Origin of the sequence: Sphaerisporangium rufum (genome assembly GCF_016863395.1) — a bacterium.
Taxonomy (GTDB): domain Bacteria; phylum Actinomycetota; class Actinomycetes; order Streptosporangiales; family Streptosporangiaceae; genus Sphaerisporangium; species Sphaerisporangium rufum.
The window spans coordinates 21,732-43,905 of sequence record NZ_BOOU01000036.1 but is presented as its reverse complement, the minus strand read 5'-3'; the positions used below and the strand labels follow the sequence as shown (position 1 = coordinate 43,905).

General features: G+C 71.1%; 26 protein-coding genes and 1 tRNA gene. 12 read left to right on the top strand and 15 right to left on the bottom strand.

Annotated features, from left to right (window positions below; all coding sequences use genetic code 11):
* Positions 1-22 precede the first annotated feature (22 nt).
* A complete protein-coding gene (locus Sru01_RS12265; RefSeq protein ID WP_203984365.1) occupies positions 23-727 on the top strand; it encodes a hypothetical protein in 705 nt (234 codons plus the stop codon).
* Positions 728-816: 89 nt separating this feature from the next.
* The gene (locus Sru01_RS12260; protein WP_203984363.1) at positions 817-1,914 is read left to right on the top strand and encodes a hypothetical protein; all 1,098 of its coding nucleotides are present in this window, start codon (positions 817-819) and stop codon (positions 1,912-1,914) included.
* A gap of 139 nt (positions 1,915-2,053) precedes the next feature.
* On the opposite strand, the gene Sru01_RS35540 is transcribed toward Sru01_RS12260, so the two are convergent.
* Both Sru01_RS35540 and Sru01_RS12255 read right to left on the bottom strand, forming a co-directional pair.
* The gene (locus Sru01_RS35540) at positions 2,054-2,326 is read right to left on the bottom strand and encodes a zinc-binding dehydrogenase (RefSeq protein WP_239137350.1); all 273 of its coding nucleotides are present in this window, start codon (positions 2,324-2,326) and stop codon (positions 2,054-2,056) included.
* Positions 2,227-3,030: an alcohol dehydrogenase catalytic domain-containing protein gene (locus tag Sru01_RS12255; RefSeq protein WP_239137349.1), complete on the bottom strand. Its 804-nt coding sequence runs from the start codon at positions 3,028-3,030 to the stop codon at positions 2,227-2,229. The genes Sru01_RS35540 and Sru01_RS12255 overlap by 100 nt, the downstream gene beginning before the upstream one ends.
* Before the next feature lie 113 nt (positions 3,031-3,143).
* Here Sru01_RS12255 and Sru01_RS12250 point away from each other — a divergent pair, with 113 nt between their 5' ends.
* Entirely contained in the window at positions 3,144-3,842 is a 699-nt protein-coding gene (locus Sru01_RS12250) for a TetR/AcrR family transcriptional regulator (RefSeq protein ID WP_203984361.1), read from the top strand.
* Between the two features lie 26 nt (positions 3,843-3,868).
* The gene (locus tag Sru01_RS12245) at positions 3,869-4,111 is read left to right on the top strand and encodes a hypothetical protein (protein ID WP_203984359.1); all 243 of its coding nucleotides are present in this window, start codon (positions 3,869-3,871) and stop codon (positions 4,109-4,111) included.
* 108 nt (positions 4,112-4,219) lie between these two features.
* Here Sru01_RS12245 and Sru01_RS12240 read toward each other — a convergent pair whose 3' ends face one another.
* From Sru01_RS12240 to Sru01_RS12220, 5 genes are all read right to left on the bottom strand, one after another.
* Positions 4,220-5,425 carry a vWA domain-containing protein gene (locus tag Sru01_RS12240; protein ID WP_203984357.1) on the bottom strand — a complete coding sequence of 402 codons (1,206 nt, stop codon included), beginning with the start codon at positions 5,423-5,425 and terminating at the stop codon, positions 4,220-4,222.
* On the bottom strand, positions 5,425-6,633 hold the full coding sequence (locus Sru01_RS12235) for an AAA family ATPase (protein WP_203984355.1): 1,209 nt from the start codon (positions 6,631-6,633) through the stop codon (positions 5,425-5,427). The genes Sru01_RS12240 and Sru01_RS12235 overlap by 1 nt, the downstream gene beginning before the upstream one ends.
* Positions 6,634-6,663: 30 nt before the next feature.
* Entirely contained in the window at positions 6,664-7,950 is a 1,287-nt protein-coding gene (locus Sru01_RS12230; protein WP_203984353.1) for a hypothetical protein, read from the bottom strand.
* 118 nt (positions 7,951-8,068) lie between these two features.
* A complete protein-coding gene (locus Sru01_RS12225) occupies positions 8,069-8,734 on the bottom strand; it encodes a response regulator transcription factor (protein ID WP_275412158.1) in 666 nt (221 codons plus the stop codon).
* Entirely contained in the window at positions 8,731-9,921 is a 1,191-nt protein-coding gene (locus tag Sru01_RS12220) for a sensor histidine kinase (protein ID WP_203984350.1), read from the bottom strand. The genes Sru01_RS12225 and Sru01_RS12220 overlap by 4 nt, the downstream gene beginning before the upstream one ends.
* A gap of 131 nt (positions 9,922-10,052) precedes the next feature.
* On the opposite strand from Sru01_RS12220, the gene Sru01_RS12215 reads away from it, so the two are divergent.
* Entirely contained in the window at positions 10,053-10,955 is a 903-nt protein-coding gene (locus tag Sru01_RS12215) for an ABC transporter ATP-binding protein (protein WP_203984349.1), read from the top strand.
* On the top strand, positions 10,952-11,731 hold the full coding sequence (locus tag Sru01_RS12210) for an ABC transporter permease (RefSeq protein WP_203984348.1): 780 nt from the start codon (positions 10,952-10,954) through the stop codon (positions 11,729-11,731). The genes Sru01_RS12215 and Sru01_RS12210 overlap by 4 nt, the downstream gene beginning before the upstream one ends.
* Positions 11,732-11,742: 11 nt before the next feature.
* On the opposite strand, the gene Sru01_RS12205 is transcribed toward Sru01_RS12210, so the two are convergent.
* Both Sru01_RS12205 and Sru01_RS12200 read right to left on the bottom strand, forming a co-directional pair.
* Complete coding sequence (locus Sru01_RS12205; RefSeq protein ID WP_203984347.1) at positions 11,743-12,528, bottom strand: ABC transporter permease; 786 nt, start codon at positions 12,526-12,528, stop codon at positions 11,743-11,745.
* Between the two features lie 24 nt (positions 12,529-12,552).
* Positions 12,553-13,482 (bottom strand): ATP-binding cassette domain-containing protein, encoded by a 930-nt coding sequence (locus Sru01_RS12200; protein ID WP_203984346.1) that lies wholly within the window; start codon positions 13,480-13,482, stop codon positions 12,553-12,555.
* 122 nt (positions 13,483-13,604) lie between these two features.
* Between Sru01_RS12200 and Sru01_RS12195 the strand changes: the two genes are divergently transcribed.
* The gene (locus tag Sru01_RS12195) at positions 13,605-14,354 is read left to right on the top strand and encodes a TetR/AcrR family transcriptional regulator (RefSeq protein ID WP_203984345.1); all 750 of its coding nucleotides are present in this window, start codon (positions 13,605-13,607) and stop codon (positions 14,352-14,354) included.
* Between the two features lie 313 nt (positions 14,355-14,667).
* The gene (locus Sru01_RS12190) at positions 14,668-15,141 is read left to right on the top strand and encodes a hypothetical protein (RefSeq protein WP_203984343.1); all 474 of its coding nucleotides are present in this window, start codon (positions 14,668-14,670) and stop codon (positions 15,139-15,141) included.
* An 83-nt stretch (positions 15,142-15,224) separates the two neighbouring features.
* Here the strand turns inward: Sru01_RS12190 and Sru01_RS12185 are convergent, their stop codons facing one another.
* From Sru01_RS12185 to Sru01_RS12175, 3 genes are all read right to left on the bottom strand, one after another.
* The gene (locus tag Sru01_RS12185; RefSeq protein WP_203984342.1) at positions 15,225-15,590 is read right to left on the bottom strand and encodes an ADP-ribosylation/crystallin J1; all 366 of its coding nucleotides are present in this window, start codon (positions 15,588-15,590) and stop codon (positions 15,225-15,227) included.
* A gap of 475 nt (positions 15,591-16,065) precedes the next feature.
* Positions 16,066-16,575 carry a calcium-binding protein gene (locus tag Sru01_RS36195; protein WP_203984341.1) on the bottom strand — a complete coding sequence of 170 codons (510 nt, stop codon included), beginning with the start codon at positions 16,573-16,575 and terminating at the stop codon, positions 16,066-16,068.
* 195 nt (positions 16,576-16,770) lie between these two features.
* On the bottom strand, positions 16,771-17,550 hold the full coding sequence (locus Sru01_RS12175) for an aminotransferase class IV family protein (RefSeq protein WP_203984340.1): 780 nt from the start codon (positions 17,548-17,550) through the stop codon (positions 16,771-16,773).
* 496 nt (positions 17,551-18,046) lie between these two features.
* Between Sru01_RS12175 and Sru01_RS12170 the strand changes: the two genes are divergently transcribed.
* From Sru01_RS12170 to Sru01_RS12160, 3 genes are all read left to right on the top strand, one after another.
* Complete coding sequence (locus tag Sru01_RS12170; protein WP_203984339.1) at positions 18,047-18,340, top strand: DUF1330 domain-containing protein; 294 nt, start codon at positions 18,047-18,049, stop codon at positions 18,338-18,340.
* A 100-nt stretch (positions 18,341-18,440) separates the two neighbouring features.
* Positions 18,441-18,953, top strand: coding sequence for a hypothetical protein (locus Sru01_RS12165; protein WP_203984338.1), 513 nt, complete (start codon positions 18,441-18,443; stop codon positions 18,951-18,953).
* 300 nt (positions 18,954-19,253) lie between these two features.
* Entirely contained in the window at positions 19,254-19,502 is a 249-nt protein-coding gene (locus tag Sru01_RS12160; protein ID WP_275412164.1) for a tyrosine-type recombinase/integrase, read from the top strand.
* A gap of 67 nt (positions 19,503-19,569) precedes the next feature.
* Here Sru01_RS12160 and Sru01_RS12155 read toward each other — a convergent pair.
* Positions 19,570-19,641 (bottom strand) — tRNA-Lys (locus Sru01_RS12155).
* Between the two features lie 205 nt (positions 19,642-19,846).
* Here Sru01_RS12155 and Sru01_RS12150 point away from each other — a divergent pair.
* Positions 19,847-20,305 carry a PspC domain-containing protein gene (locus Sru01_RS12150; RefSeq protein ID WP_239137348.1) on the top strand — a complete coding sequence of 153 codons (459 nt, stop codon included), beginning with the start codon at positions 19,847-19,849 and terminating at the stop codon, positions 20,303-20,305.
* On the opposite strand, the gene Sru01_RS12145 is transcribed toward Sru01_RS12150, so the two are convergent.
* Together Sru01_RS12145 and Sru01_RS12140 are read right to left on the bottom strand one after the other, a co-directional pair.
* On the bottom strand, positions 20,302-21,594 hold the full coding sequence (locus tag Sru01_RS12145; RefSeq protein WP_203984337.1) for an MFS transporter: 1,293 nt from the start codon (positions 21,592-21,594) through the stop codon (positions 20,302-20,304). The two genes, Sru01_RS12150 and Sru01_RS12145, sit on opposite strands and share 4 nt — an antisense overlap.
* Before the next feature lie 136 nt (positions 21,595-21,730).
* Entirely contained in the window at positions 21,731-22,072 is a 342-nt protein-coding gene (locus Sru01_RS12140; RefSeq protein WP_203984335.1) for a metallopeptidase family protein, read from the bottom strand.
* Between the last annotated feature and the right edge of the window lie 102 nt (positions 22,073-22,174).

The window sequence follows — 22,174 nt, the reverse complement described above, 5'->3', positions numbered from 1 at the left end:
GCGATCGGGTGAGGCTGCGAGCGTGCACTCAGACGAGCGGGCGGCGCGGGCCGTCGAGGAGTTGAGCCGCCGGATCCACGCGGCGTCGCTGGATGGCGGCCTGGACGCCGAACCCGTCGTCGAGCTGGCCTGCCTGCTGTACGAACGGGGCGTTCACACGTCCGCCGTCCAGGAGCTGCTGGAACGTCCCGCCGCCGGCCTGGCCGCCCACGAGTTGATCCGGCTGGGTGAGGAAGTGCTCCGGGACGTCGGCTCTGAGGTGGGGGCGAGGTGGTGGGCGGCCCTGGAGCAGGCCCTGACGGTGGTGGCGCGCGACCTCGAGGCCGCCGGGATCGCCGGGACGCTCCGGCTGGTCATCCCGGACTGGGACGACAGCGGTCAGGCGTGGGTGGAGTTCCAGGGCGTCCATCACGGTAACGGCATTCGCCTCAGCGCCGGGAGCGACCCCCGGTGGGCGCTCGCGAGCGTGGCCGGCGCCACCCAGGAAGTGGTCATGGAGACGATCTGGCGCGTCTGGCCGGTCTGCGCCGAGCACGGTCTGGGCCTGCACGTCGAGCCGGCCGATGAGGTGGCCGACGAGGGAGTCGTCTGGCGCTGCGCGGGGGCTGGGGCGCACGTCGTCGCGCCGGTGGGCGAGTTACCGGTCGATCATCGAGCCGATCCGGCCCGGGTGACGAACAGGTCGGCGCGGCGACCCCGCGCCGACCGACCCGGCGGACGACGTTGACCCGCGGCCGCCTCCGCCGCGGACCGGGCCTTATGACCCCGGCCCCGGCGGCATGCCAACTTTTCCACCGAATGGCGCGTCTCACCGTTATGGGAACATCGCTGCGCGGCGCCGCGGCAGCCGTCGCCATTCTCGTCGCCGCCGGGCCGTCCACCTTCTTCGTCACCGCCGGGCCGGCCGCCGCCGGCGCCGAGGCATCGGCCGGTCAGTGGAGTATCGTCCGGAACGACCGCCGCGACTCCTACGACGCGGTGACGGTGACGCCGGGCGGGGCGGTCTGGGTCGCCGGCACCAGGCGCCCGAGCGGCGGGGCCGGTCGCGCCGAGTCGCTGCTGTTGAAGGGCGGCCGGTCCGCCTTCAAGCGGGTCACCGGCCCGGGATTCCGGGTGAAGCGGCTGGCCTCGGCGTCCGACACCAGGGTGTGGGCGTTCGGCGCGTCGCGGTACGCCCGGTGGAGCGGCAAGCGCTGGCAGGTCGAGCCCTGGCGCCACGGCCGGGTGGACCGGGCGTACTCCATCGGCGAGAACCTGTGGGTCATCGAGAACGCCAACGCGTTCCCCTCGGCCGGCAGGGCCGGGTGGCGGGCGCGGTCCACCCTGCGGCGCCTGGTCGGATCGAAGTGGCACAAGGTAGGCACGCCGATCGTGGTCAAGGGACTCGACGGCAAGTGGGCCGCGGGCTCGGTGCGAGGCAGGGCGGCCATGGCCCGCTGGAGCGGCAAGGCCTGGCGCGCGGTCGAGTTGCCCGCGGTGCCGGCGGCGCATCCGGGCCAGCTCTCGGAGCTGACGGACGTCGCGATGGACGGCGAGACCGGCCGGATCATGGCCGTCGGCTGGGTCGCCTGGCCGTGCGGCGGTGATAAGCGCCCCTTCTGCGGCCAGACGCTGCTGCTGTCCGGTTACCCCGGCAGCTGGAACTTCGAGGTCCGGGCCGAACCGGGCATCCAGCCGCGCGCCCAGGCCGAGCCGGACGGCAGAGGCGGGGCCTGGGTCGTCTACGACACCAAGGGCGGCAGCAGGTACCTGCACATCGGCCCGGAAAGTGTCGACGCGGGCGCCTTCCCGGCGCCGTCCGGCCAGACGGCGTCCGTCCGGGACCTCGCCCTCCAGCTAGAGAGCGGTTCGATCTGGGCGGCCGGCGCGGCGTCTCCGGGCCGCGGCGGGCTGATCTGGACCTACCGCCGCTGAACCGCTCCGGCGCGCGCCGGGTGGATCTCGAACTCGGCGAGACCCGCACCTTCGGCTCCAGAGTCGTGTTCTCCGTTGCCGCGTGCCGCGCTAGGCCGTGTCCTGAGGCGCGGGCGCCATGGCTCACCGGCCGCTGATCTCACGGTCGCAACGCCAGCTTGCCGGTGGTCGCCCGGGCCTCCAGTTCGGCGAGCGCCTTCGGACCGTCGGCTAGGTCGTACACCGTGGGGTCGGTCGGGCGGATCACCCCGGTGGCGATCAGGGTGAACAGCTCCCGCATGACCTCACCGAAGACGTGCGGGGCGGCCTGGATCAGGATGCCGAGGTTGAAGCCGATGACATGGACCTGGTGACGGTAGACCAGGTCCCGGTTGGTGACCGCCGCGTCGCCGCCGGCGGCGCCGAAGACCACGACCCGGCCGGTGACCCGCTTCGCCGACGCCAGGCTCGCCTCGAAGGTGGCGCCGCCGCCGATTCCAGCACCAGGTCGGCGCCGGCGCCGCCGGTCAGCCGCAGGACCTCGGCGGCGATGTCGGCGCTCCGCGCGTCCAGCACGTGGTCGGCGGCCCGCAGCAGCGCGTGCTTCTCCGGCGAGGCGGTCGCGATCACCGTCGCGCCGTAGTGCTTGGCCATCGTCACCGCCGCCTGGCCGGTCGCGCCCGCGGCCGCGTGGATGAGTACCGTCTGCCCGGCGGTGAGCCCGCCCAGCGGCCGCAGCGCGGCCAGCGCGGTGGGGTGGTTGACCGCCAGTCCCAGAGCCTGCTCGTCCGACCAGCCCGCCGGTACCGGCAGCGCCGCGGCGGCCGGCAGGACCATGGCCCCGGCGAAGGCGCCCAGGCCGGTGACGTTCGTCCCCACCACGTGGGCACCGGCCGCCAGGCCGGTCACCCCGTCACCCGTCGCGGTGACCTCGCCGGCCGCCTCCAAGCCCGCCAGGTAGGGCGGCCGCGGACCGTGCGCGAACGTGCCGCGTGCCTGCGAGATGTCGGCGAAGTTGACCCCGGCGGCGGTGACCCGGATGAGCACCTCGCCCGGTCCGGGGCTGGGCGTCGGGGCGTCGGTGACGAGCCGCAGGTCCGCGGGGCCGTTGAGCGAGGTCTGTCGTAGGGCGCGCATGTGGGACGGGTCCCTTCCAGGATTATTTGTCGAACGACAAAGAAATCGTTGCACGCCCCTCCGGGCCGGTCAAGCTATTCTGGATCGAACGACCAAGAATGGGAGGACGACGGATGGCCGCTCGTGGCAGGCCGCGCGGCTTCGACCCGGACGTGGCCCTGCGCAAGGCGCTGGAGGTGTTCTGGGAGCGGGGCTACGAGGGGACCTCGCTGAGCGACCTGGCCACCGCCATGGGAATCGCCTCGGCCAGCATCTATGCCTGCTTCGGCAGCAAGGAGGCACTGTTCCGCCAGGCCGTGACGCTCTACGGGACGCTCTCGGGGGAGGCGCCCCGCAGCGCGTTGCGCGGGCATCCGACCGCGCGCGCCGCCGTCGAGGCGATGCTCCGCGCCACCGCCGACGAGATCACCCGCCCGGACGCGCCGCCCGGCTGCATGCTCGTCCTGGCCGCGCCCACCGGCGCGGTGGAGAACCACGAGGTGCGGGAGTTCCTCGCCGAGCGGCGGCGCGGCCAGTTCGAGGCCATCCGCGCGCGGCTGGCCGCCGAACCGGCCGTGGCGGCGAGCGACCTGGACGCCATAGCGCGGTTCTACACCACCGTGGTGCAGGGGATGTCCATCCAGGCGCGGGACGGCGCCGGCCGCGCCGAACTCGAGGCGGTCATCACGTGCGCGATGGCCGGCTGGGAGACGCTCGTCGGCGGACAAGGCCCGCCGGCTTCATCGGAGCGTCCCATGACCGTCCGGCCTGGTGCATGTTCCGCAGGAATCACACCAATCCGCTCCGGTCCGGGCGACGAACACGTCATATGAGCCGTGATGCGGTCAGCCTGGCAGAAGTGATCATCAAGTACGGTCGTCGCTGGGACATCAGCGACTCGGCCGGCGGCGGCTGGATGGCGGTCCGCCGGCACGGCGTGTCGGGGCGGGCGCTCGATCGCGGCCTGTCCAACATCCGGTGCGCGGCCACCCTCGAACAGCTGGCCGGCTACCTGGCCGCCGAGACGGCGATCGAGGACGGCCGGACCATATCGGGCCTGCGTCGTCTCCGGTCCAGAGGAAGCTCGGCACCCGCCCGCTAGCGATCAGCGGACCGTGGACCGCAGCGGGCCACCGGACCGCGGCGGCACGGCGACGATCCCGTCCGGGCGTGACCGGATGGCGGTCGACCCGGCCGGAGCGGGACCCCACTAGCCGATGTCGACCACCCGTGCCCAGCCGGGCGGCGTGTCCGGCACGTACTCGGGGTCGCCCTCGCGGACTCGCCTGGGCCGGGCGAACAGCCCCACCACCATGCGGGCCGCCGGCCGTTCCCGCGGCCACGGGGTCTGCCCGTCGGTCAGCACCACGACGGCGTCCGGCCGCGGGCGCGCCCGCAGCGCCGCGGCGATGCCCGCACGCAGGTCGGTGCCGCCGCCGCCCACCAGCGTCAGCCCCTCGGCCCGGCACAGCGGGCCCGCGACCCGGGCCGCCGCGTCGCAGGACACGACGCTCACCAGGTCGCGCCGGCCGCCCACCGACCGGAGGATCGCGGCGACCTCCAGCAGCGCGCTCCCCAGCTCGGCGTCGCTGACCGACCCGGAGGTGTCGATGACGACGCCGACCCGCGGCGGCCGGCGCCGCAGGCTCGGCAGGACGACACCCGGCAGGCCGGCCGAGCGCCGCGACGGCCGGCCGTAGGTGTAGTCCTCGCCCACGCCGGGGCCGGACGCCGCCGAGCGGATGGCCGCGCCGAGTAGTTCCCGCCACGGCTGCGGCGGGTGGAAGGCCTCCTCCGCCCACCGCCGCCAGCCGTTCGGCGCGTTCCCCGGCCGGGCGTTGATGCCCTGCGCCACCCGGAACCGGACCGCCTCGCGCTCGTGGTCGTCCAGCCCGTTCGCGCCCGCCGGCCCGAGGTCCCACTCCCGGTCGAGCCCGTCGGCGCCGCTGCCGCAGTCCAGCCAGGCCAGCGCCTGCGTGTACGGCCCGAGCCCGAACCCGAGGTAGTCCTCCATCAGCTCGCCTTCGGGCAGCCCCAGCGTCTTCGGCTGGACGGCGCCCTCCGGCCAGGCCAGCCCGTCACCGTAGGTGTCGTCGTTGATCTCGAGGTCGGCGGCGATGTTCATCCGCAGCCGGTCGCCCGGTCCGGTGAGCCCGCGCCGCCGGGCGATCCGGTCGCTGCGGCCGTGATGGTCGCGCAGCAGGTGGGAGACCTCGTGCACCCACACGCTCGCCAGCTCCTCGACCGGGGTCCCGGCGACGAACGCCGGCGAGACGTAACACCGCCAGTGCCGGTCCACGGCCATCGTGGGCACGGACCGTGACTCCACCGGGTGCAGCGCGAACAGCGCCGTCGCGAGATACGGCCGGGCCCGCGCGGCGTACAGCCGGGCGGTGAGCAGCTTCTCCAGGTCCATCAGCGCGCCACCCGTGCCGCGACCTCGTCCGCCTTCCGGCCCAGGGAGATCACGCCGGCGAACCTCTCGATCGAGGCCGGGACCTGCCAGTCGGCGCGGCGCAGCGCGGCGAGCGTGGTGGCGGGCACGACCACCAGGTCCGGTGGGCCGGTCTCCAGCGCTCGCACCAGCAGGCGCCACGCGGCGTCCCACCTGCGCTGCTCCGGCCGCCGCCGGACGGCCGCGACCACCCCGTCCAGTACGGCCTGGCGCAGGTCACCGCGCTCGGGCAGCTCGGCCGCCGCCGGGTCGGCCAGCAGCGTCTCGGGGTCGGGGAGGTCCAGCCGATCCATGGCGGCGAGCAGCTCCAGCCCGGGCCCGTCGCCGACCGCCCCCCTGACCAGCATGGACAGCACTTCCTTGGCCGTTCCGGCCGCGGTGGCGAAGGCGGTCAGGCGCAACGCCATCTCCCAGCTGCGCGGCGAGGGCCACGGCCCGCCCCGGTGCGCCTCGCTGTTCGGCAGCCGGTGCACCAGGTCGGGGCGGGCGGTGAGCAGCCCGCACACCGCCCGCCGGGCGAACGTCACCGCCTCCGGCAGCCGCTCCGGGTCCAGCCACGGCAGGTTCGCCCGCGGCCAGGTCCCGCCGAGGCCGCGTACCACGACCTCGTGATCGTGGCGCCACTGCAGGTGGACGAACCGGTTCGCGAGCGGCGGGCTCAACTCCCAGCCGTCGGCGGCGGAGGAACGCGGGTTGGCGGCCGCCACGATCCGGACGCCCGCCGGGAGCCGCAGCGCGCCCACCTGCCGCTCCAGGACCAGCCGGAGCAGCGCGGCCTGGACGGCGGGCGGCGCGGTGGACAGCTCGTCCAGGAAGAGCAGCCCCTTACCCGTGCGCGCCAGGCGCACCGCCCAGTCCGGCGGCGCCATCGGGACACCCTGTCCGGCCGGGTCGTCGCCGACCACCGGCAGGCCGGAGAAGTCGGACGGCTCGTGCACGCTGGCGATCACCGTGGTGAGCGGCAGGTCGAGCGCCTCGGCGAGTCGCCGGAGCGCCGCGGTCTTGCCGATCCCCGGCTCGCCCCACAGCAGGACGGGCAGGTCGGCCGCGACCGCCAGTGTCAGCGCCTCCAGCTGCGGGTCGGTACGTGGCTCGGTGGTGGTGTCGCCGAGCAGGGACAGCAGATCGCCGGCGACGTCGAGGCGCGCGGCATGAACAGCAGAAAGCATGATGAATCACCTTGGGGTTCGAGAAGGAGGTCAGCGGTAGGTGGCGTGGCGGGGGCGTGCCCGCTCCTTGCGGGAGCGGCGGTCCGGCCGCTCGCCCGGCCCTCGCCCCGCCCCGAGCCCGGCGCGGAACAGGCCGTGGTCGATCAGCCGCCGTCCCTCGCCGTCCAGCACGTCGCGCAGCGGGCCGTCGGGCAACCGCGCGGCACGGCCGAGAAGGGCGTCGACGGTGGCCCGAGCACCGGCGGCGTCGCCGTGCTCCAGCCGCGCGCGGACCTCGGAGAGGCACTCCGGGGAGCGGTGGGCCTCCCCGATCAGCCGCAGGCAGGGCAGCGGGGTGCCGGTCAGTTCGGCCAGCAGCTCCTCGCGCCGGATCTCGGCCGGGTCGTGATCCAGTGCGACCAGCACGCCGTCCACCAGCGCGATCCGGTGCCGGGCACCGCGACACTCGACCAGTCGCAGGCCGTTCTCGCTTGGCTCGGCGCCCGGCTCGGCGCCCGGTGGACGGCCGGGGACCAGTGCCGCGGCGACGAGCGGGTGCAGCCGGCCGGCCCCGATCAGCCCGGCCCGCAGCAACGCCAGGTCGGGCAGCACCCAGGTCGCCGCGTCGGGCAGGATCGGCGGCGGCGCGGGCCCTTCCCCGCCGCCGCCGGCCGCCTCCACCTGGACGATCACCTGGCGCCGCCCGCCGACCCGGACGGCGACCCTGCGGTCGTCCCGTCCGTCGGCGTCGAGAAGCGCCCGGGCCTCGGCCGGCCACCGATCGACGGCCCAGCCCCGGGCGTGCGGCGCCGTCTCCGAACGCGCGCGCAGCTCGCCGGCCCGGCGCGCGTCCCACAGGTGGCGATGCAGATCGAGGCGGAAGCGCCGATTCGGATGGGGATGCGGGTGCGGCGGCCCGGCCCGGGAACCGTCCCAGAGCGCCAGGCTGAACCGCTGGCCGGCATCCGCCCAGGCCGGCGGGGTCCTGGCCACCAGGTGGACGGGGCTGCCGCCATCGCCGTACCGGGCCAGCGAGATGGTCAGGCCCGGGCGCAGCAGGCCGCCGGGCGCGATCCTCGGCAGGTGCCAGCGCAGCAGGTCAGGGGCCAGATGACGGAGGTCGGCCCGCAGGTGGGTGACCAGTTCCCGGCCGTGGCGGCGCGCCGTGCGGCGCAGGTCGAGATCGACGTCCACGTGTGCGGCGGCGCACGCCGCCGCCCAGTCGCCGGCAGTACGGCGGGCGGTCGCTGACTCGATCATCGGGGGTGGCACGGCGAACTCGCGCACGTGCGACCACATGAGCAGGCGGGCATCCTCGTTCGAGGGCGAGTGCGGCATCAGCACTCACCTTGCGTGAACGGGGCCCCCAATCTGATCTCAGAGAGATTCATCGTGATCAGCTTAGCGCCTCCCGGCCGGCGCGAGAAGAGCGACGGCCGGACGGGCCGGGCCGGCGTCAGATCGTGGCGTCGTTGGCGAGCAGGGCGATCTGCACGCGGTTGTTCAGGCCGAGCTTGACCAGGATCCGGGAGACGTGCGCCTTGACGGTCGGCATGCCCATGAACAGCTCGGCGCAGATCTCGGCGTTGGATCTGCCCTGTCCCACGGCGTAGGCCACCTCGCGTTCCCGGTCGGTGAGCAGGGACAGGGTCTGCCGGGCCCGGGCCCGGCGGTCGTCCGCGCCGGAGCCGGCGACATAGGTGATGAGGGACCGGGTCACCGACGGCGACAGCACCGGTTCGCCGGCGGCGACCGCCAGTACCGCGGTCACGATCTGTGCGGGCGGGGTGGCCTTCAGCAGGAAACCGCTCGCACCCGCCCGCAAGGCTCGCAACACGGTCTCGTCCGCCTGAAAGGTGGTCAGAATGAGCATCTCCGGCGGGTCGGGCAGGCTGCGGGCGCGTACGGTCGCCTCGATGCCGTCCATCCGCGGCATCCGGATGTCCATCAGCACCACCCGGGGCGAGAGCGTGCCGACCGCGCCGACCACCTCCGCGCCGTCGGCCACCTCGCCGACGACCTCGATGTCCGGCACCCCGCCGAAGATCATCTTGAGTCCGGATCGGACCAGCGCGTCGTCGTCGGCGATGAGCAGCCGCACCGGACCGGTCGTACCGCTCACCGATGCCACGGAAGCCACGCCTCCAGCCGGAATCCGCGGTCGGCGGTGGGCGCGTGGGTCAACCTCCCACCGGCCAGCCGGACCCGCTCGTCCAGACCGAGCAGGCCCATGCCCGAGCCGGGTGGGACAGGCACGGGTGCCGGGGTGATGCCGGGACCGCTGATCACCTCGACCCGGATCCCCTGCGCCTCGTCGCCGCCCACCGTCACCATGACCTCCGCGCCGGGCGCGTGCCTGCGAGCATTCGTCAGTCCCTCCTGGACGATCCGGTAGATGTCGCGCCCGGTCGTCGCGGGCATCGCGGCCGTCTCCGGCAGCCGGTTCGCCAGCCGCACCGGCATACCGGCGCGGCGGCACTCCTCCACCAGCGCGGGAAGGTCGGCCGGTGCCGGCTGCGGGCGGGCCGGCTCCACAGGCGGCCGGTCGCCGGGCGACTCGGCCGACTCGGCGGTCTCGTCGGCGCGCAACAACCCGATGATCTCCTGAAGGTCCGCAAGGGCCTGGAAGGCGCTCTGCCGGATCACCCCGGCCGCCCGGCCGATCTCCTCCGGTGGCGCGTCCGGCCGGAACTCCAGGGCGCCCGCGTGCAGGCTGAGCAGCGACATCCGGTGCGCCAGCACGTCGTGCATCTCGCGGGCGATCCGCGCCCGCTCCAGCCGCCGGGCCTGCCGGACCCGGTCGCGCTGTTCGGCCTCGGCCCGCTCGGCCCGCTCCACCAGCGTCTGCACCCGATGCCGGCGATGCCGCAGGACCATGCCCCACCCGGCCACGCCCACGGTGACCACCAGCCCGGGCAGCAGGGCCGCCGGGTCCAGCCGCCCCCACGGTTGCCGCCAGATATGCAGCGGCAGCATGGCCAGGTAGAGCGCGCCGGCGCCGGCGACGACCGGCCATCGCCGGTGCGCCGCGACGGTGAACCAGGCGACCAGCGCCGCCCCGGTGCACAGCAGCGAGACGGCGACGAGCGGCCCCATCGCGATCAGCACGCCGGCCGGATGGCGCCGCCGCCAGACCAGCAGCGCGCACGCGGCCAGACCCGCGCCCACATTCAGCGCCAGCAGCCGGGCCGAGGCACCCCCGCGGTCCATCGCCGCACCGAACGCCACCACGGTGACCAGGCCGAAGAGCACGCAAGCCGCGTCGGAGACCCGTGCGCGCAGGAGAGCCGCCGCGGCCGGATCGCTCATGGCCGCCAGCGTATCGAGGCCGGACTCCCACCGGGACAGACCAAAGTCTGTCCCGCGGGCCGACTTTCCCCTATCCGGAAACGTTCGCCGGTCCGACGCGGCACGCGCCGCCACGACGGCAGGCTCGTCGGGTGATCAACGTAGAGAACCTGACAAAACGCTACGGAAAACACACCGCGTTGGACGACGTGTCCTTCGAGTGCCGGCCCGGAACGGTCACCGGCTTCCTCGGCCCGAACGGCGCCGGCAAGTCGACGACCATGCGGATCATCTGTGGCCTCACCCCGCCGACCGGCGGCCGCGCCACCGTTCTCGGGTCGCCCTACCGCCGGCTCGGCAATCCCGGCGCCCGCGTCGGCGTCCTCCTGGACGCCTCGGCCCAGCACGGCGGGCGCACCGGGCGGGAGGTGCTCCGGCTCTCGGCCCGGATCCTGGGCGCCGACCCCGGCCGGGTCGAGGAACTGCTTGGGCAGGTGGGTCTCGGGGACGCCGCGGCGAACCGCCGGATCGGCGGCTACTCGCTCGGCATGCGGCAACGGCTCGGGCTGGCACACGCCCTGCTGGGCGACCCGTCGGTGCTGATCCTCGACGAGCCCGCCAACGGCCTGGACCCGGAGGGCATCCACTGGATGCGCCACCTGCTGCGCCGGTTCGCCGAAGCGGGCGGCACCGTCCTGCTCTCCTCTCACCTGCTGCGCGAGGTCGAGGCGGTGGCCGATCGGCTGGTGCTGATCGGCTCCGGCCGGGTGGTCGCCCAGGGCACCCTCGACGAGCTGGTCGCCTCGTCCGGCGTTCGCGTCCGGGCGACCGACACGCTCGCCCTGCGGGCCGCCCTCACGGCCGCCGGCATCGACGCCGAGACGGGCGCGAACGGGCCTCTCCTCGCCCACGCCGAGGCGGAACGGGTGGGGCGCGCCGCGGCCGCCGCCGGGGTGGCCCTGGTCGAGCTCAGACCGGCCGACGACGGCGGCCTGGAACAGCTGTTCCTCTCCCTGACCACCGGAACCACCGACGACGGAAAGGGCGTCCGATGATCGCCATCGACCGCAGGCCCGGCACATCACGGGCCAGCCGCCAGGCCTCGATCTGGTGCCTGACCACCGTGGAACTGCGCAAGACCTCCGACACCAGGGCCGGCACGGCGCTGCTCGCCGCGATCGCCGTGGTGGCCGCGGGCCGGCTGGTGGCGCAGTTGTTCATCGGCGAGGCGGCGGACCGCGATCTCACCGGCTTCTTCCACGCCGCGATGCTGCCGGTGAGCCTGCTGTTGCCCGTCCTTGGCATCCTGCTGGTGACCAGCGAGTGGTCGCAGCGTACCGCCCAGACCACCTTCACCCTGGTCCCGCACCGGGGCCGGGTGGTGCTGGCGAAGGCGGCCGCGGCGGTCCTGCTCACCGTACTGGCCGTGGCCGTGTCCCTGGCGCTGGCGGCGCTGGCCAACGCCGTCGCGGCCCCGCTGGTGGAGGCCGACGGGTCCTGGGCACTCGACATGCGCACCCTCGCCTACGGACTGCTCTACCAGCTCGTAGGGGTATGCGTCGGCCTCGGGGTCGGCATGCTGTTGCTGAACTCGGCCGCCGCGCTGGTGGTCTACTACATCCTGCCGACCGTGTGGAGCCTGGTCGCCGGCCTGGTGGAGTCGCTGAAGGCGGCGGCGCGGTGGCTCGACCTCACGGTCACCACGCAGCCGCTGCTGGCCGGCGAGATGACCGCTGAGGCGTGGCGGCGGCTGGGCACCTCGTTCGCCCTCTGGGGACTGCTGCCGCTGGTACTGGGCACGATCCGGCTGCTGCGCAGCGAGGTCAAGTAGGTCGCCGGCGCTCAACGCCGGGTCCGGCGGCGATACAGCCAGGCGGCCGAGGTGAAGGAGCAGACGAGCAGGCCGACGCACCAGGCGAGCGCGATCCGGCCGGTGCCGCCGGTCGGCGTCCCGGTCAGCAGGCCCCGGACCGTCTCGATCACCGGGGTGATCGGCTGGTTGTCGCTCACCGCGCGCAGGAACGACGGCATGGTGTCGGTCGGCACGAACGCGCTGCTGAGGTAGGGCAGGAACAGCATGAGGAAGCTCAGCGTGCTCGCCGACTCCACCGACTTGGCGATCACGCCGAGCCCGGCCGCCAGCCAGGACAGCGCGAGTACGTAGAGCAGCAGCAGGCCGGCCGCCTGCATCCAGTCCGTGATCGTCGCATTGGGGCGGAAGCCCATCGCGACGGCCGCCCCGACGACGACGGTGGTGGACAGCAGGTTCCGGGCGACGCTGGCGGTGACGTGGCCGGTGAGGACGGCCGAGCTGCGGATCGGCAGCGAGCGCAGCCGATCGATCATGCCGCTGGTCATGTCGTGCGCGACGGACATCGCGGTGGACGCGGCGCCGTAACCGGTGCACAGCAGGATGATGCCGGGCACCACGTAGTTGATGTACCGGGTGCCGGTGTCGATGGCCCCGCCGAAGACGTAGACGAACAACGACATCATCAGCAGCGGCAGGACGATCGACATGACCAGCGTGTCGGCGTTGCGGCGGCCGAGCCGGACGCTGCGGCCGATCATGGTCAGGGAGTCGCTCACGGCGTTACGGGCGCCGCCGTGCACGGCGGTGGTGGTCATCTCATGCTCCTTCGGAGAGCCGGCTCAGGCCGGGATCGCGGTCCGGCCGGTGGCGGTCAGGGAGAGGAACACGTCGTCCAGCGTGGGCCGGTGTGCCGACACCTCGGCCACCGGCACGTCCGCGAGCCGAAGGTCGTCCAGCACCCGGTGCAGGTGTGCCGCGCTGCCGTCGGACGGGACGCTCAGGACGAGCGGGTCGGTGCCGTGCGGCACGCCGAACAGTGCGGCGGCCCGCGCCAGGTCGGCCGCCCCGGTGAACCGCAGGTCGAGCCGGCTTCCACCCACCTGGGACTTCAGTGCGTCAGCCGTGCCGGACGCGGTGACCTTGCCCTGGTTGATCAGCACGATCCGGTCGGCCAGCCGGTCCGCCTCCTCCAGGTACTGCGTGGTGAGCACGATCGTCGTCCCCGACGAGACCAAGTCCCGGACGGCGTCCCACATCGTGGTCCGGCTGGCCGGGTCGAGTCCGGTGGTCGGCTCGTCCAGGAAGATCACCCTCGGTTGAGAGACCAGGCCCATCGCCAGGTCCAGCCGGCGGCGCATGCCGCCGGAGTACGTCTTCACCCGCCTGTCCATGGCGTCCACCAGGCCGAACCGTTCCAGGAGGCCGGCGGCACGGCGGCGGGCGGCGGCTCGGCCCAGGTGCATGAGCCGTCCGATCATGACCAGGTTCTCCCGGCCGGTCTGCTGGTCGTCCAGCGCCACGTACTGGCCGGTCAAACTGATCACGCCGCGTACCCGGGTCGCCTCGCGTACGACGTCGTAGCCGGCGATCCGCACGCTGCCGAGGTCGGGTCGCAGCAGCGTGGTCAGCACGCGGATGGTGGTGGTCTTCCCGGCGCCGTTCGGGCCCAGCAGCGCGGTGACCGTACCCTCCGCGACGTGCAGGTCCACTCCGTCCAGCACCTTGGTGGATCCGAAGGCCTTGTGCAGGCCGCTCACCTCGACGATCATCCTCGCTCCTTCGCGGTGGCCACATTATTGCGTATGAACTACGCCAAATAGCGTAGCCCATACGCATCGGGGTGCAAGGTTTGTTCCTAGACTGTGGCCGTGCTCGCGATGAAAGAGACCGGATGACCGACGAGACCGAACTGCCCGGCCAGGTGGCCCTGCTCTGGGGGCTGCGCGAGACCGTGCGGCGCGGCCGCAAGCCGTCCCTCACCGTCGCCGACATCGCCCGGGCCGCGGTCGAGGTGGCGGACGCGGAAGGGCTGGCCGCGGTTTCGATGGCCAAGGTCGCCGCCCGGCTCGGGAACTCCACGATGGCCCTGTACCGCTACGTGAAGAGCAAGGACGAGTTGCTCCTGCTGATGTCGGACGAGGCCATGGCCGAACGACCGGACCTACCGGACGGCCTGGACTGGCGGACCGCCCTGACCCTGTGGACACAGGGCCTGCTGGCCGGCCTGCGACGGCACCCGTGGACCGCGCAGATCCCGATCAGCGGGCCGCCGGTGGGACCCAACAACCTTTGGTGGTTCGACCGTGCGCTCCGCGCGCTGGGTGACACCGGCCTCGACGAAGGCGACAAGGTCGGCGTCGTGATGGGCCTGATCACGTTCCTGCACGGGCGGCTCCGGCTGGGCATCGAACTGTCCGCGGGCTACGCGGAGAACCCCGAGGCCTTCGGCGGCCAGTACGGCCGGGCGCTCACCCGGGTGGCGGACGCGCACCGTTACCCCGCGCTCAACAAGGTGATCGCCGCCGGCGTGTTCGAGGGCGACGTCGGGTACGACGAGGAGGCCGACGGGGCGTTCGGGCTGGGCCTCTACCTGGACGGCGTCGCCGCTTTCATCGAACGCAGGACCGTCGGCCCGGAATGACGGTCGACCCGCGCGCCGGCCATCGGCAGCGCGGAATCGTGCGGCCCGGGGAGCTGCGACGTCAGCGTCGGTCTTGGATCACGTGCCTGAGGCGATGGGCGGTCATCGTGTTCGCTGCCTTCAGAGGTTGAATGTGCGACCGATATTCACACGGCCCTATCACAGTTCAAGAGCGATCGGATCACATCCGGTGGTCACGGCCGTCGGCTCTTACTTAACGTGTCCATATGCGGCGCACATTTGCAGTGATGCTGATTACGGTCGGGATCGCGAGTACCACGAGTTGCAGCCTGTCACGGCCGGGATGGCCGGAGTGAGCGTTAATGCCCAAGGACGCTCGGTCATCGTGCTGGCCTGGTGCGGGGAAGCGGCGCCCGAGAGTGTGAACGTCTCACATTACGAGGACTCCTCGGGTGCGTTGGCCACCTGGCCTGGTCCTTCATCGACTGCGACGGTCGCGGACGACGTCACCTTCATCGCCCCGCCACTCGACGGAAAGAGCGCATCCGTACCGCTGGACGCTCCCCGTGACGGTTGGACGGTGAAACCGAAACCTTTCGCACTGCGTCCCGGAGTGCTCTACACCGCCTTCGGATACCAGGGGAAGGGTTACGACCAGTGGACCACCGAGCACGTCAGTTTCTCCGCCGAAAGCGTGGCGAAATTGACGCCCGGGTCGGTGCTGGTCCAGCGATACGACGTGAGTGCCGGCCATCAGCGCGACACCGTGATCACACGTCAGGAATTCGACCGACAGGGCCGGGATCCGGCCACCTGCCAATCCTGAGTGGAGGATGCGCGACTTTGGCGGGAAAGGTCGACCGATAATCTATTTTCGGCATCACACTCGCGCATCGGGCCGCTGCCGCCTTATTCCTTTTCCTGGTCGTGTCGGAACTCACGCACCACTTCGATGGCGCCGACGATATGGGCGTTGAACTCATCCAGGTCTTCGGCGGGCACCCAGAGTTCAAGAATCGTCTCACCGCCGGCCTGCTGGATCGGGTACCGGGTCAGGAAGTCGCTTCGCACCTGGAAGCGGGTCACATAGCCCACCCCGGAATGGGGGGCGTTCCAATCACGGGCGATCCGGACGGCGTAGTCCTCGTTGAGCACCGGGTAGAAGATCGGCTGCTCGGGCAACCGCGGCGGCCAGGCCCGCCAACCCGATTGCCTTACCAACTCCAACTCCTCTGGCCCGGTCGGCCGCCACAAGGTGGTCAACTCATCCGGCATGTCGCCTCCCCTCGTGAACCACCAACCTAATCGGCAGGGCGCTGCGAGGCATCCGGAAATAGCGGAACGGAGCAACACACCGATACCGCATGCGTAGGCTCGGACGCTCGCCGAGAGCCGTAGGCGTTATCAAGAAGCGCACTTACGTACTGGCCGCGACAAGCGCGGCCGGCTGGCTCGTGGTCGTGCCCGGACGCTATCTGCTATGGCCAGAGTACTACGACCGGATCCTCGAGCAGATGATCATGGGTGTCGCGTTCATCCTGGCCGTCATCTTCACCGGGTGGTGGATCGCCCGGATCATGCGTCACCGTAGCGGAACGCTGGGTCACGTCGCGGTAGGGGCGACCGTCATCCTGTGTGCCGCCCTCCTGCTGCTGCCCTGGAACGGGATTTTCGGCCGCACGTGCGTCGGCTGGACGCGAACGGCCGGGCGTCCCATCGGACGCCCGGCCGCCACCAGGTGGCCGATCGCTCAGAGCTCGCAGTTCTCCTCGGTCTCGCCGGTGCAGGTGTCGATGTCGGCGCCGCCGTCGGTCGTGTCGTTTCCGCTACGACCGTTCAGGAAGTCGTTGCCGCTGCCGCCGACGAGGACGTCGCGGCCGCTGCCGCCCCAGAGGGTGTCGTTCCCGGCCGAACCGAAGATCTCGGCGAACCGGTTGACGGTGTCGTTGTTGACGATGTCGTCACCCTGGCGCATGTTCACCGTGATCGTGCTGGCGTTCTTGCAACTGACCCCGCCGGAGATCGGCTGGCAGTCGGTGTCACTGGAGGTGACGCCCACCCCGGTCACCTTGATGGCGCCGCCCGTGCCTTCGGCCAGGGTGATCAGGTCGGATCCGGTCGTGCCGGTGACCGACAGGCCACCTAGGCTCACGGTCACGGTGATCGGCGAAACCGCCTGGGCAGGAGCCGACAGCGACACCATGCCGGCTGCCCCGGCGATGGTGAGGGCGAGGGCGGCGATGTGACGACGCATTCTCATTCAGTCCTTCGATTCGGTGACCCGGCCCCCGTCGGGCCGATACCCCAAGGAAAGCGTCTCGCCCCCCCTCCGGTCTGTGCTGAAATGCACGTCCGGCACCGGTACAAGTACCTGCCGGAAGGCGGCACCATGCCGGCATGACGAGAGAGCCGCCGATCACCGGCCTTGCCGTGTGAAGGCGTAAGCCTGATCGGGTCAAAGATGCTCGGCGGGTATCTCCTCGTATTGCTTGCGCAGTGTGTCGAATATCGGGTGTTCGCCGGGTAGCTCAAGGTCGTCGATCGCGCGGATGGGGCGGACACCGATGGCGGTATTGGTGGCGAAAGCGGCGTGCATGTGGGGCAGATCCTTCATGGCGACCGGGATGGTCATCGTGTCGTCGTACACCTGCTTGATCAGGCGCATGGTGACGCCGGTCAGCACCGGGGCGCTGGGCCACACGACGCGCTCGCCGTCGAAGAATCCGACGTTCCAGGTGGCGCCTTCGGCGACGAACGACGCGGAGTCGACGAAGAGGGCGTCGTCGTAGCCGTTGAACTGGGCGTTTCGGCGGCTGAGTACGGCGCCGAACAGGCCGACGTGTTTGACCTCGGGCAGTTCGCGGCTGTAGGTGACGGTCTGCACGCGCATGGGGGACGGCGGCCACTGGCCGGCTCCCCGGGTGGTGACCAGCACGGCGGGAGCGGCCGCTTCGCTCGGGTGGCTCAGTTCCATGCCCGGGTCGAACACGGTGACCCGTACGACGAAGACCCCGCTCATGTCGGCGATGGCTTTCCTGATGTAATGCCGCACACGTTCCCGGTCCAAATCGACATCGAACAACACGCGGCAATCGTGGGCGAGCCGGTCGAGATGGTGCGAAAGGCCGCGCACGGCTCGGCCATCAACACGCATGGAGGTGAAGTGCCCATAATTCAGTAGCCCTAGTGCTTGCAGGGCATCCGGAGCAACCGGTGAACCATTGAGTTCCGCCACGCGGCAAGTGTCGCATGAAGTGTGGTCGGCGCCTTGCTCTGATCGAACCATAAAGAGGATGCCGGTTTCCGTCGATCCTTTCGAATGAAAGAAGCCAGACCTGGCGTGGGCGGGGTCGTCCGTAGCGCTGCGCGCAGGTGAGGTCCAGGCCGGCGAACGATGTCGGGCGCTCTGGGATGGCTGAGGCCATGTCGTCCGCGGCGCCGTACTCCCGTGGCATTCGTCACATATGTTCCATCGCCATGATGTGCCATCATGGGAGTGTCGTCACTTCGACGATAAGGGGGGTTGTGAACGCGCAGCGCCATCGCGGGCTGATCCTCGCCGCGGCGCCGGCCGCCTCTTCCCCGACGGGAGCGCTTACACCACCGCCGCGGTGCTGGTCGGCATCGGCGCCATGGCGATCACGACGCCGGCAGGCCTCGCTCTCGCCCGCCGGCGCTCGTCCGAGACCAATCGGTAAGTCAGCTGCACTCATCCCAACACCGGAGGTTCCATGCCCAAGGGCTACTGGGTCAGCGTCTACCGCACCATCTCCGACCCTGAGAAGCTGGCGGCTTACAACAAGCTGGCCGGTCCGGCCGTCAAGGCCGGGGGCGGTCGGACCTTCGCTCGTGGCGGTCGGGTCGTGGCGCATGACGCCGGAATCGCCGAGCGCACCGTCCTGATCGAGTTCGACAGCTTCGAGCAGGCCGTCGCGGCGCGCGAGAGTGCGGCCTACCAGGAGGCGCTGGCCGTCCTCTCCGACGGCGTCGAGCGCGACTTCCGCATCGTCGAAGGCATCGACTGACCGAGGTCGATACCATTTTTCGACAGGTTCGCTGCTTACCGGAATACCTTCATGGTGCGACGAAGTCGTCAGTGTCACTCATTCTTGCGATCATCGGCGCATGGACTGGAAGACTATGAGTGCGACTCTGCTGCCTCTGCTGGGGGTGCTGCTTGGGACATGCGGCACGCTACTCGGCCAATATTTAGGCACCCGTATGGACTCCAAACGTCTAGCGTATGAAAAGCGGATGGCAGAACGCGCTGAGCGGAAATCTGCCATCTTGTCATTTCTTGAAGCAGCTCAGCGCGTAGAAATGATCCTTGACGGGCAATCCGAGTCCGGCGTGTCGACTGTTTCGCCCAACACGGAAGAAGCCCTTCATCAGCTTTGGCTTGCCAAAAAGGGTGTCGAACTCTTCTGTTCGCCTATTCTGGCTCAGAATGCGCACGACTACACTCGCGCTTTGCATGTCAATCTTAAGAGATCTGCGGGTGTCATCATCGACCCGACCGAAAAGCGACTGTCTCGCTATCGCATGATGGAATCCGCCAGAGACGACCTAGGTGTTACCGGAGATCCTCTTCTACGTGAGGTCTCCCTGAGACAAATACCTGAGGCAGATGATGCCTAGCCTCGACCTTTCGCGTCCGTCCGGTGGCTGGTTGAGCGATTCGGCTGGAGTGTGAATTCGCAGTCGTGGTCAGCGCGCCGGCCCGGCTGTCGCGCCGGGTGGGCGGGGTTCCACGGGCCCGCTGGATGTCCTTTCTGATTGTCGGGGCGGTTGGTGCTGGTCAGGTCGGTGCCGGGAGCGCTTGGAGCCGGGTGATGGCGGCTGTCGGTTGGCCGGCCAGAGCCAGGACGCGGGCACTCGTAGGCGCAGGCGCCGTCCGCCGCGGATCAGGCGTGCGGCGACGGCGAACAGGCTAAGCCGCTGAAGGCCCACAACGCTTCACGGCCGCGGCATAGGGCGGCCGATCGGCTTCCGCTCGCGCGACTGCACGATCTACGGCGTGTCCACGCCGCCACGCTGCTTCTGGCCGGCGTGCCCGTGCACGTGGTGGCCGCTCGGCTCGGGCACGCGGATCCGGCGATCACCCTGAGGGGGTACGCACACGTGATCCGCTCGGCGGAGGCCCCGGCCGCCGACGTGTTCGCGACGGCGTTGAGTCCGTCGACGTAGGCACTTGTTAGCAAGGCCGTTGGCGAACACCCCCGGACGGGCGCCGTCGCGGGGGTGTTTTCGCAGGTGGGCCGCCAGGGACTCGAACCCTGAACCTACGGATTAAAAGTCCGCAGCTCTGCCATTGAGCTAGCGGCCCGGTACAGATTGCAGGGTACTGAGCGTACCGCCCATCGCGCGACCGCCTTCCCCCTGCGGGCACCCTTCGGTATCCCGGGCGTCCCGCCTAGGTGGTTCCCTGCCGAGGGCGGGCTCAAGCGGCGCGAGGGCGTCCGGGGGCGACCAGGGTCGGGCCAGGGGTAATCCCGATGTGCGCGGCCGGTGGGCGGGGGCAGAGTGGAGGCATGAACGAGATGAACACCGGCCACATCCCGGCCAAGGAACTCCGCCGCACCCGCGAGGGCAGGATCATCGCGGGCGTCTGCTCGGGAGCCGCCAGGTTCCTCGGCATCGACGCGAACATCCTGCGGCTGGCGCTCGCGGTGGCCAGCTTCTTCGGCGGCATCGGCGTCGGCATCTACGCCGTCGCCTGGCTGCTGATCCCCGAAGAGGGAAGGCAGGGTTCGATCCTGCAGGATCTGATCAACAAGCAGCAGAGCGACCCGAACTCGACCTGGCACCAGGCGTCGTCGCACTGGCGGCAGCCGGCCGACGGTCAGCACTCGGCGGAGCAGCGACCGTACGCGGGCCCGCCGCCGGCCTACCCGCCGCAGACGCCGCAGACGCCGCAGGACCGGCCGCAGGACCAGCCCGGTGGCGCCCGCCCCCAGTCGCCGACGGACGAGCCGCCGACGACCATCTAGGTCACCTGCGTGCGGACCTTGGTGATTATCTCGGCACGCGACTCGGTCCAGAGCATCGCCAGCAGGACGGCGACGGACAGCCCGGCCGCTCCGGCGAGGGCGACCACCGGCTCTGGACCGAGTATCTGCGCGGCGGCGCCGCCGGCCAGGATGCCGATGCCCTGGGCGGCGAGCAACCCTGACTGCACCAGCCCGAATGCCTGGCCGCGGCGGGCCGCCGGGACCAGGCGGACGAACGCGGCGTTGGCCGCGAGCTGGTAGGCCCCGCCCATTCCGGCGAGGATCCACAGGCTCAGGACGACGGCCAGCGGCGGCCGCACGGCGCACGCGATGAGCGGGGCGCAGCTGAGCATGGCCATCCATCCCATGCCGCGCAGCCTTCCGGCCGGCGTGACGAGCCGGCTGTACATGAAGGCGCCGATCACCGTCCCGGTGGGCATGGCGGCCATGAGCAGGCCGCTGATCAGGGTGACACCGCGCGGATCGTCGCTCAGCGTGGCGGCGTACGGCACCGCGATGCCTTCCGGCAGGACGTAGAACCCGCACAGCCAGGCGAAGAGCACGAGGGTGCGCAGCCGCCGGTCTCCGAAGACGAGCCGCACCCCGGTCCTGGTCATGGACCACAGCGACGCCTGGACGTCGTCCTCGGCGGGCGGGGACGGACGCCGGCGTACCCCGATGACCAGGATGAGCGCCGAGCAGAGGAAGGTCAGCGCGTCGACCGCGAGGCCCCGGTGCGCGCCGATGGTCGCGATCATGCCGGCGCCGGCGGCGAACCCCAGCATCTGGACGCCCTGGTTGGTGATGTTCTGCAGCGCGGACCCGGCGACGTACCGGTCGCCTTCCAGGATCTCGGGCAGCAGGGCGGCCCGGGCGGCGGTGAAGGGCGAGCTGAGCAGGACCACCGAGAAGACCAGCCCGCACAGCAACGGGAAGGGCACTCCTGGCACGGCCATGAGCCCGACCAGGGCGGCCCGCAGGAGATCGCACACGATCATCACGCGCCGGCGCGCGTACCGGTCGGCCAGTCCGGCCAGCAGCGGGCCGCCGAGGATGGGGGGGAGGTAGGTAAGCGCGTAGACGGCGGCGGTGGCGAAGGGGGACCCGGTCCGGTCGAAGACCAGCAGGGCGAGCGCGATCTGGGCGAGCTGGTCGCCGAGCAGGGAGAGACACTGTCCGGCCCACAGCGCACGGAACTCGCCGATGGCGATGACCTCGGTGTAGGTCGCCTGGCTCTCCGGTGACCGGCGATGCCGCCCGGGCGGCCGGCCCGGTCTGGTGGCCGCCATACGCCTCCGCGTGGCTCGAAGGTCATTGACAGAACGTGTTCATTATGTCACCTAGAGTGCTCACGGGGGACGTGTTCATGGTTTCCCGGTCATGGAGGCCGGCAGCAGGCCACCTCTCAGAAATCAGGTGCCCGGTTCACCAGCCGAGTTCGTGCAACCTCGCATCATCGATGCCGAAATGGTGGGCGATTTCGTGGACGACCGTTATCTGAACTTCGTCCACTACCTCCGCCTCGGAGCCGCACATTGAGCAGATCGGATTCCGATAGATCTCGATGCGGTCCGGCAGCACGCCGGAGTACCAGTCACCCCGCTCGGTCAGCGGGATGCCGGTGTAGAGACCGAGGAGTCCGGGTTCCGGAGGGTCGTCCACCACGACGATCACCACGTTCTGCATCATCCTGGCCAGCTCCGGCGGGATCGTGTCCAGCGCCTCCGCCACCAGTTCTTCGAACTTCGGCCGTGAAACCTCTATCACCCGGCCATCGTGTCACCGCCCGGGATCGGGCGACAGCGCACCCGGCCGCACCGTGACATCGAACGACTGCGCGCGGTGCCATGAGTGAGCCCGCGGATTCGG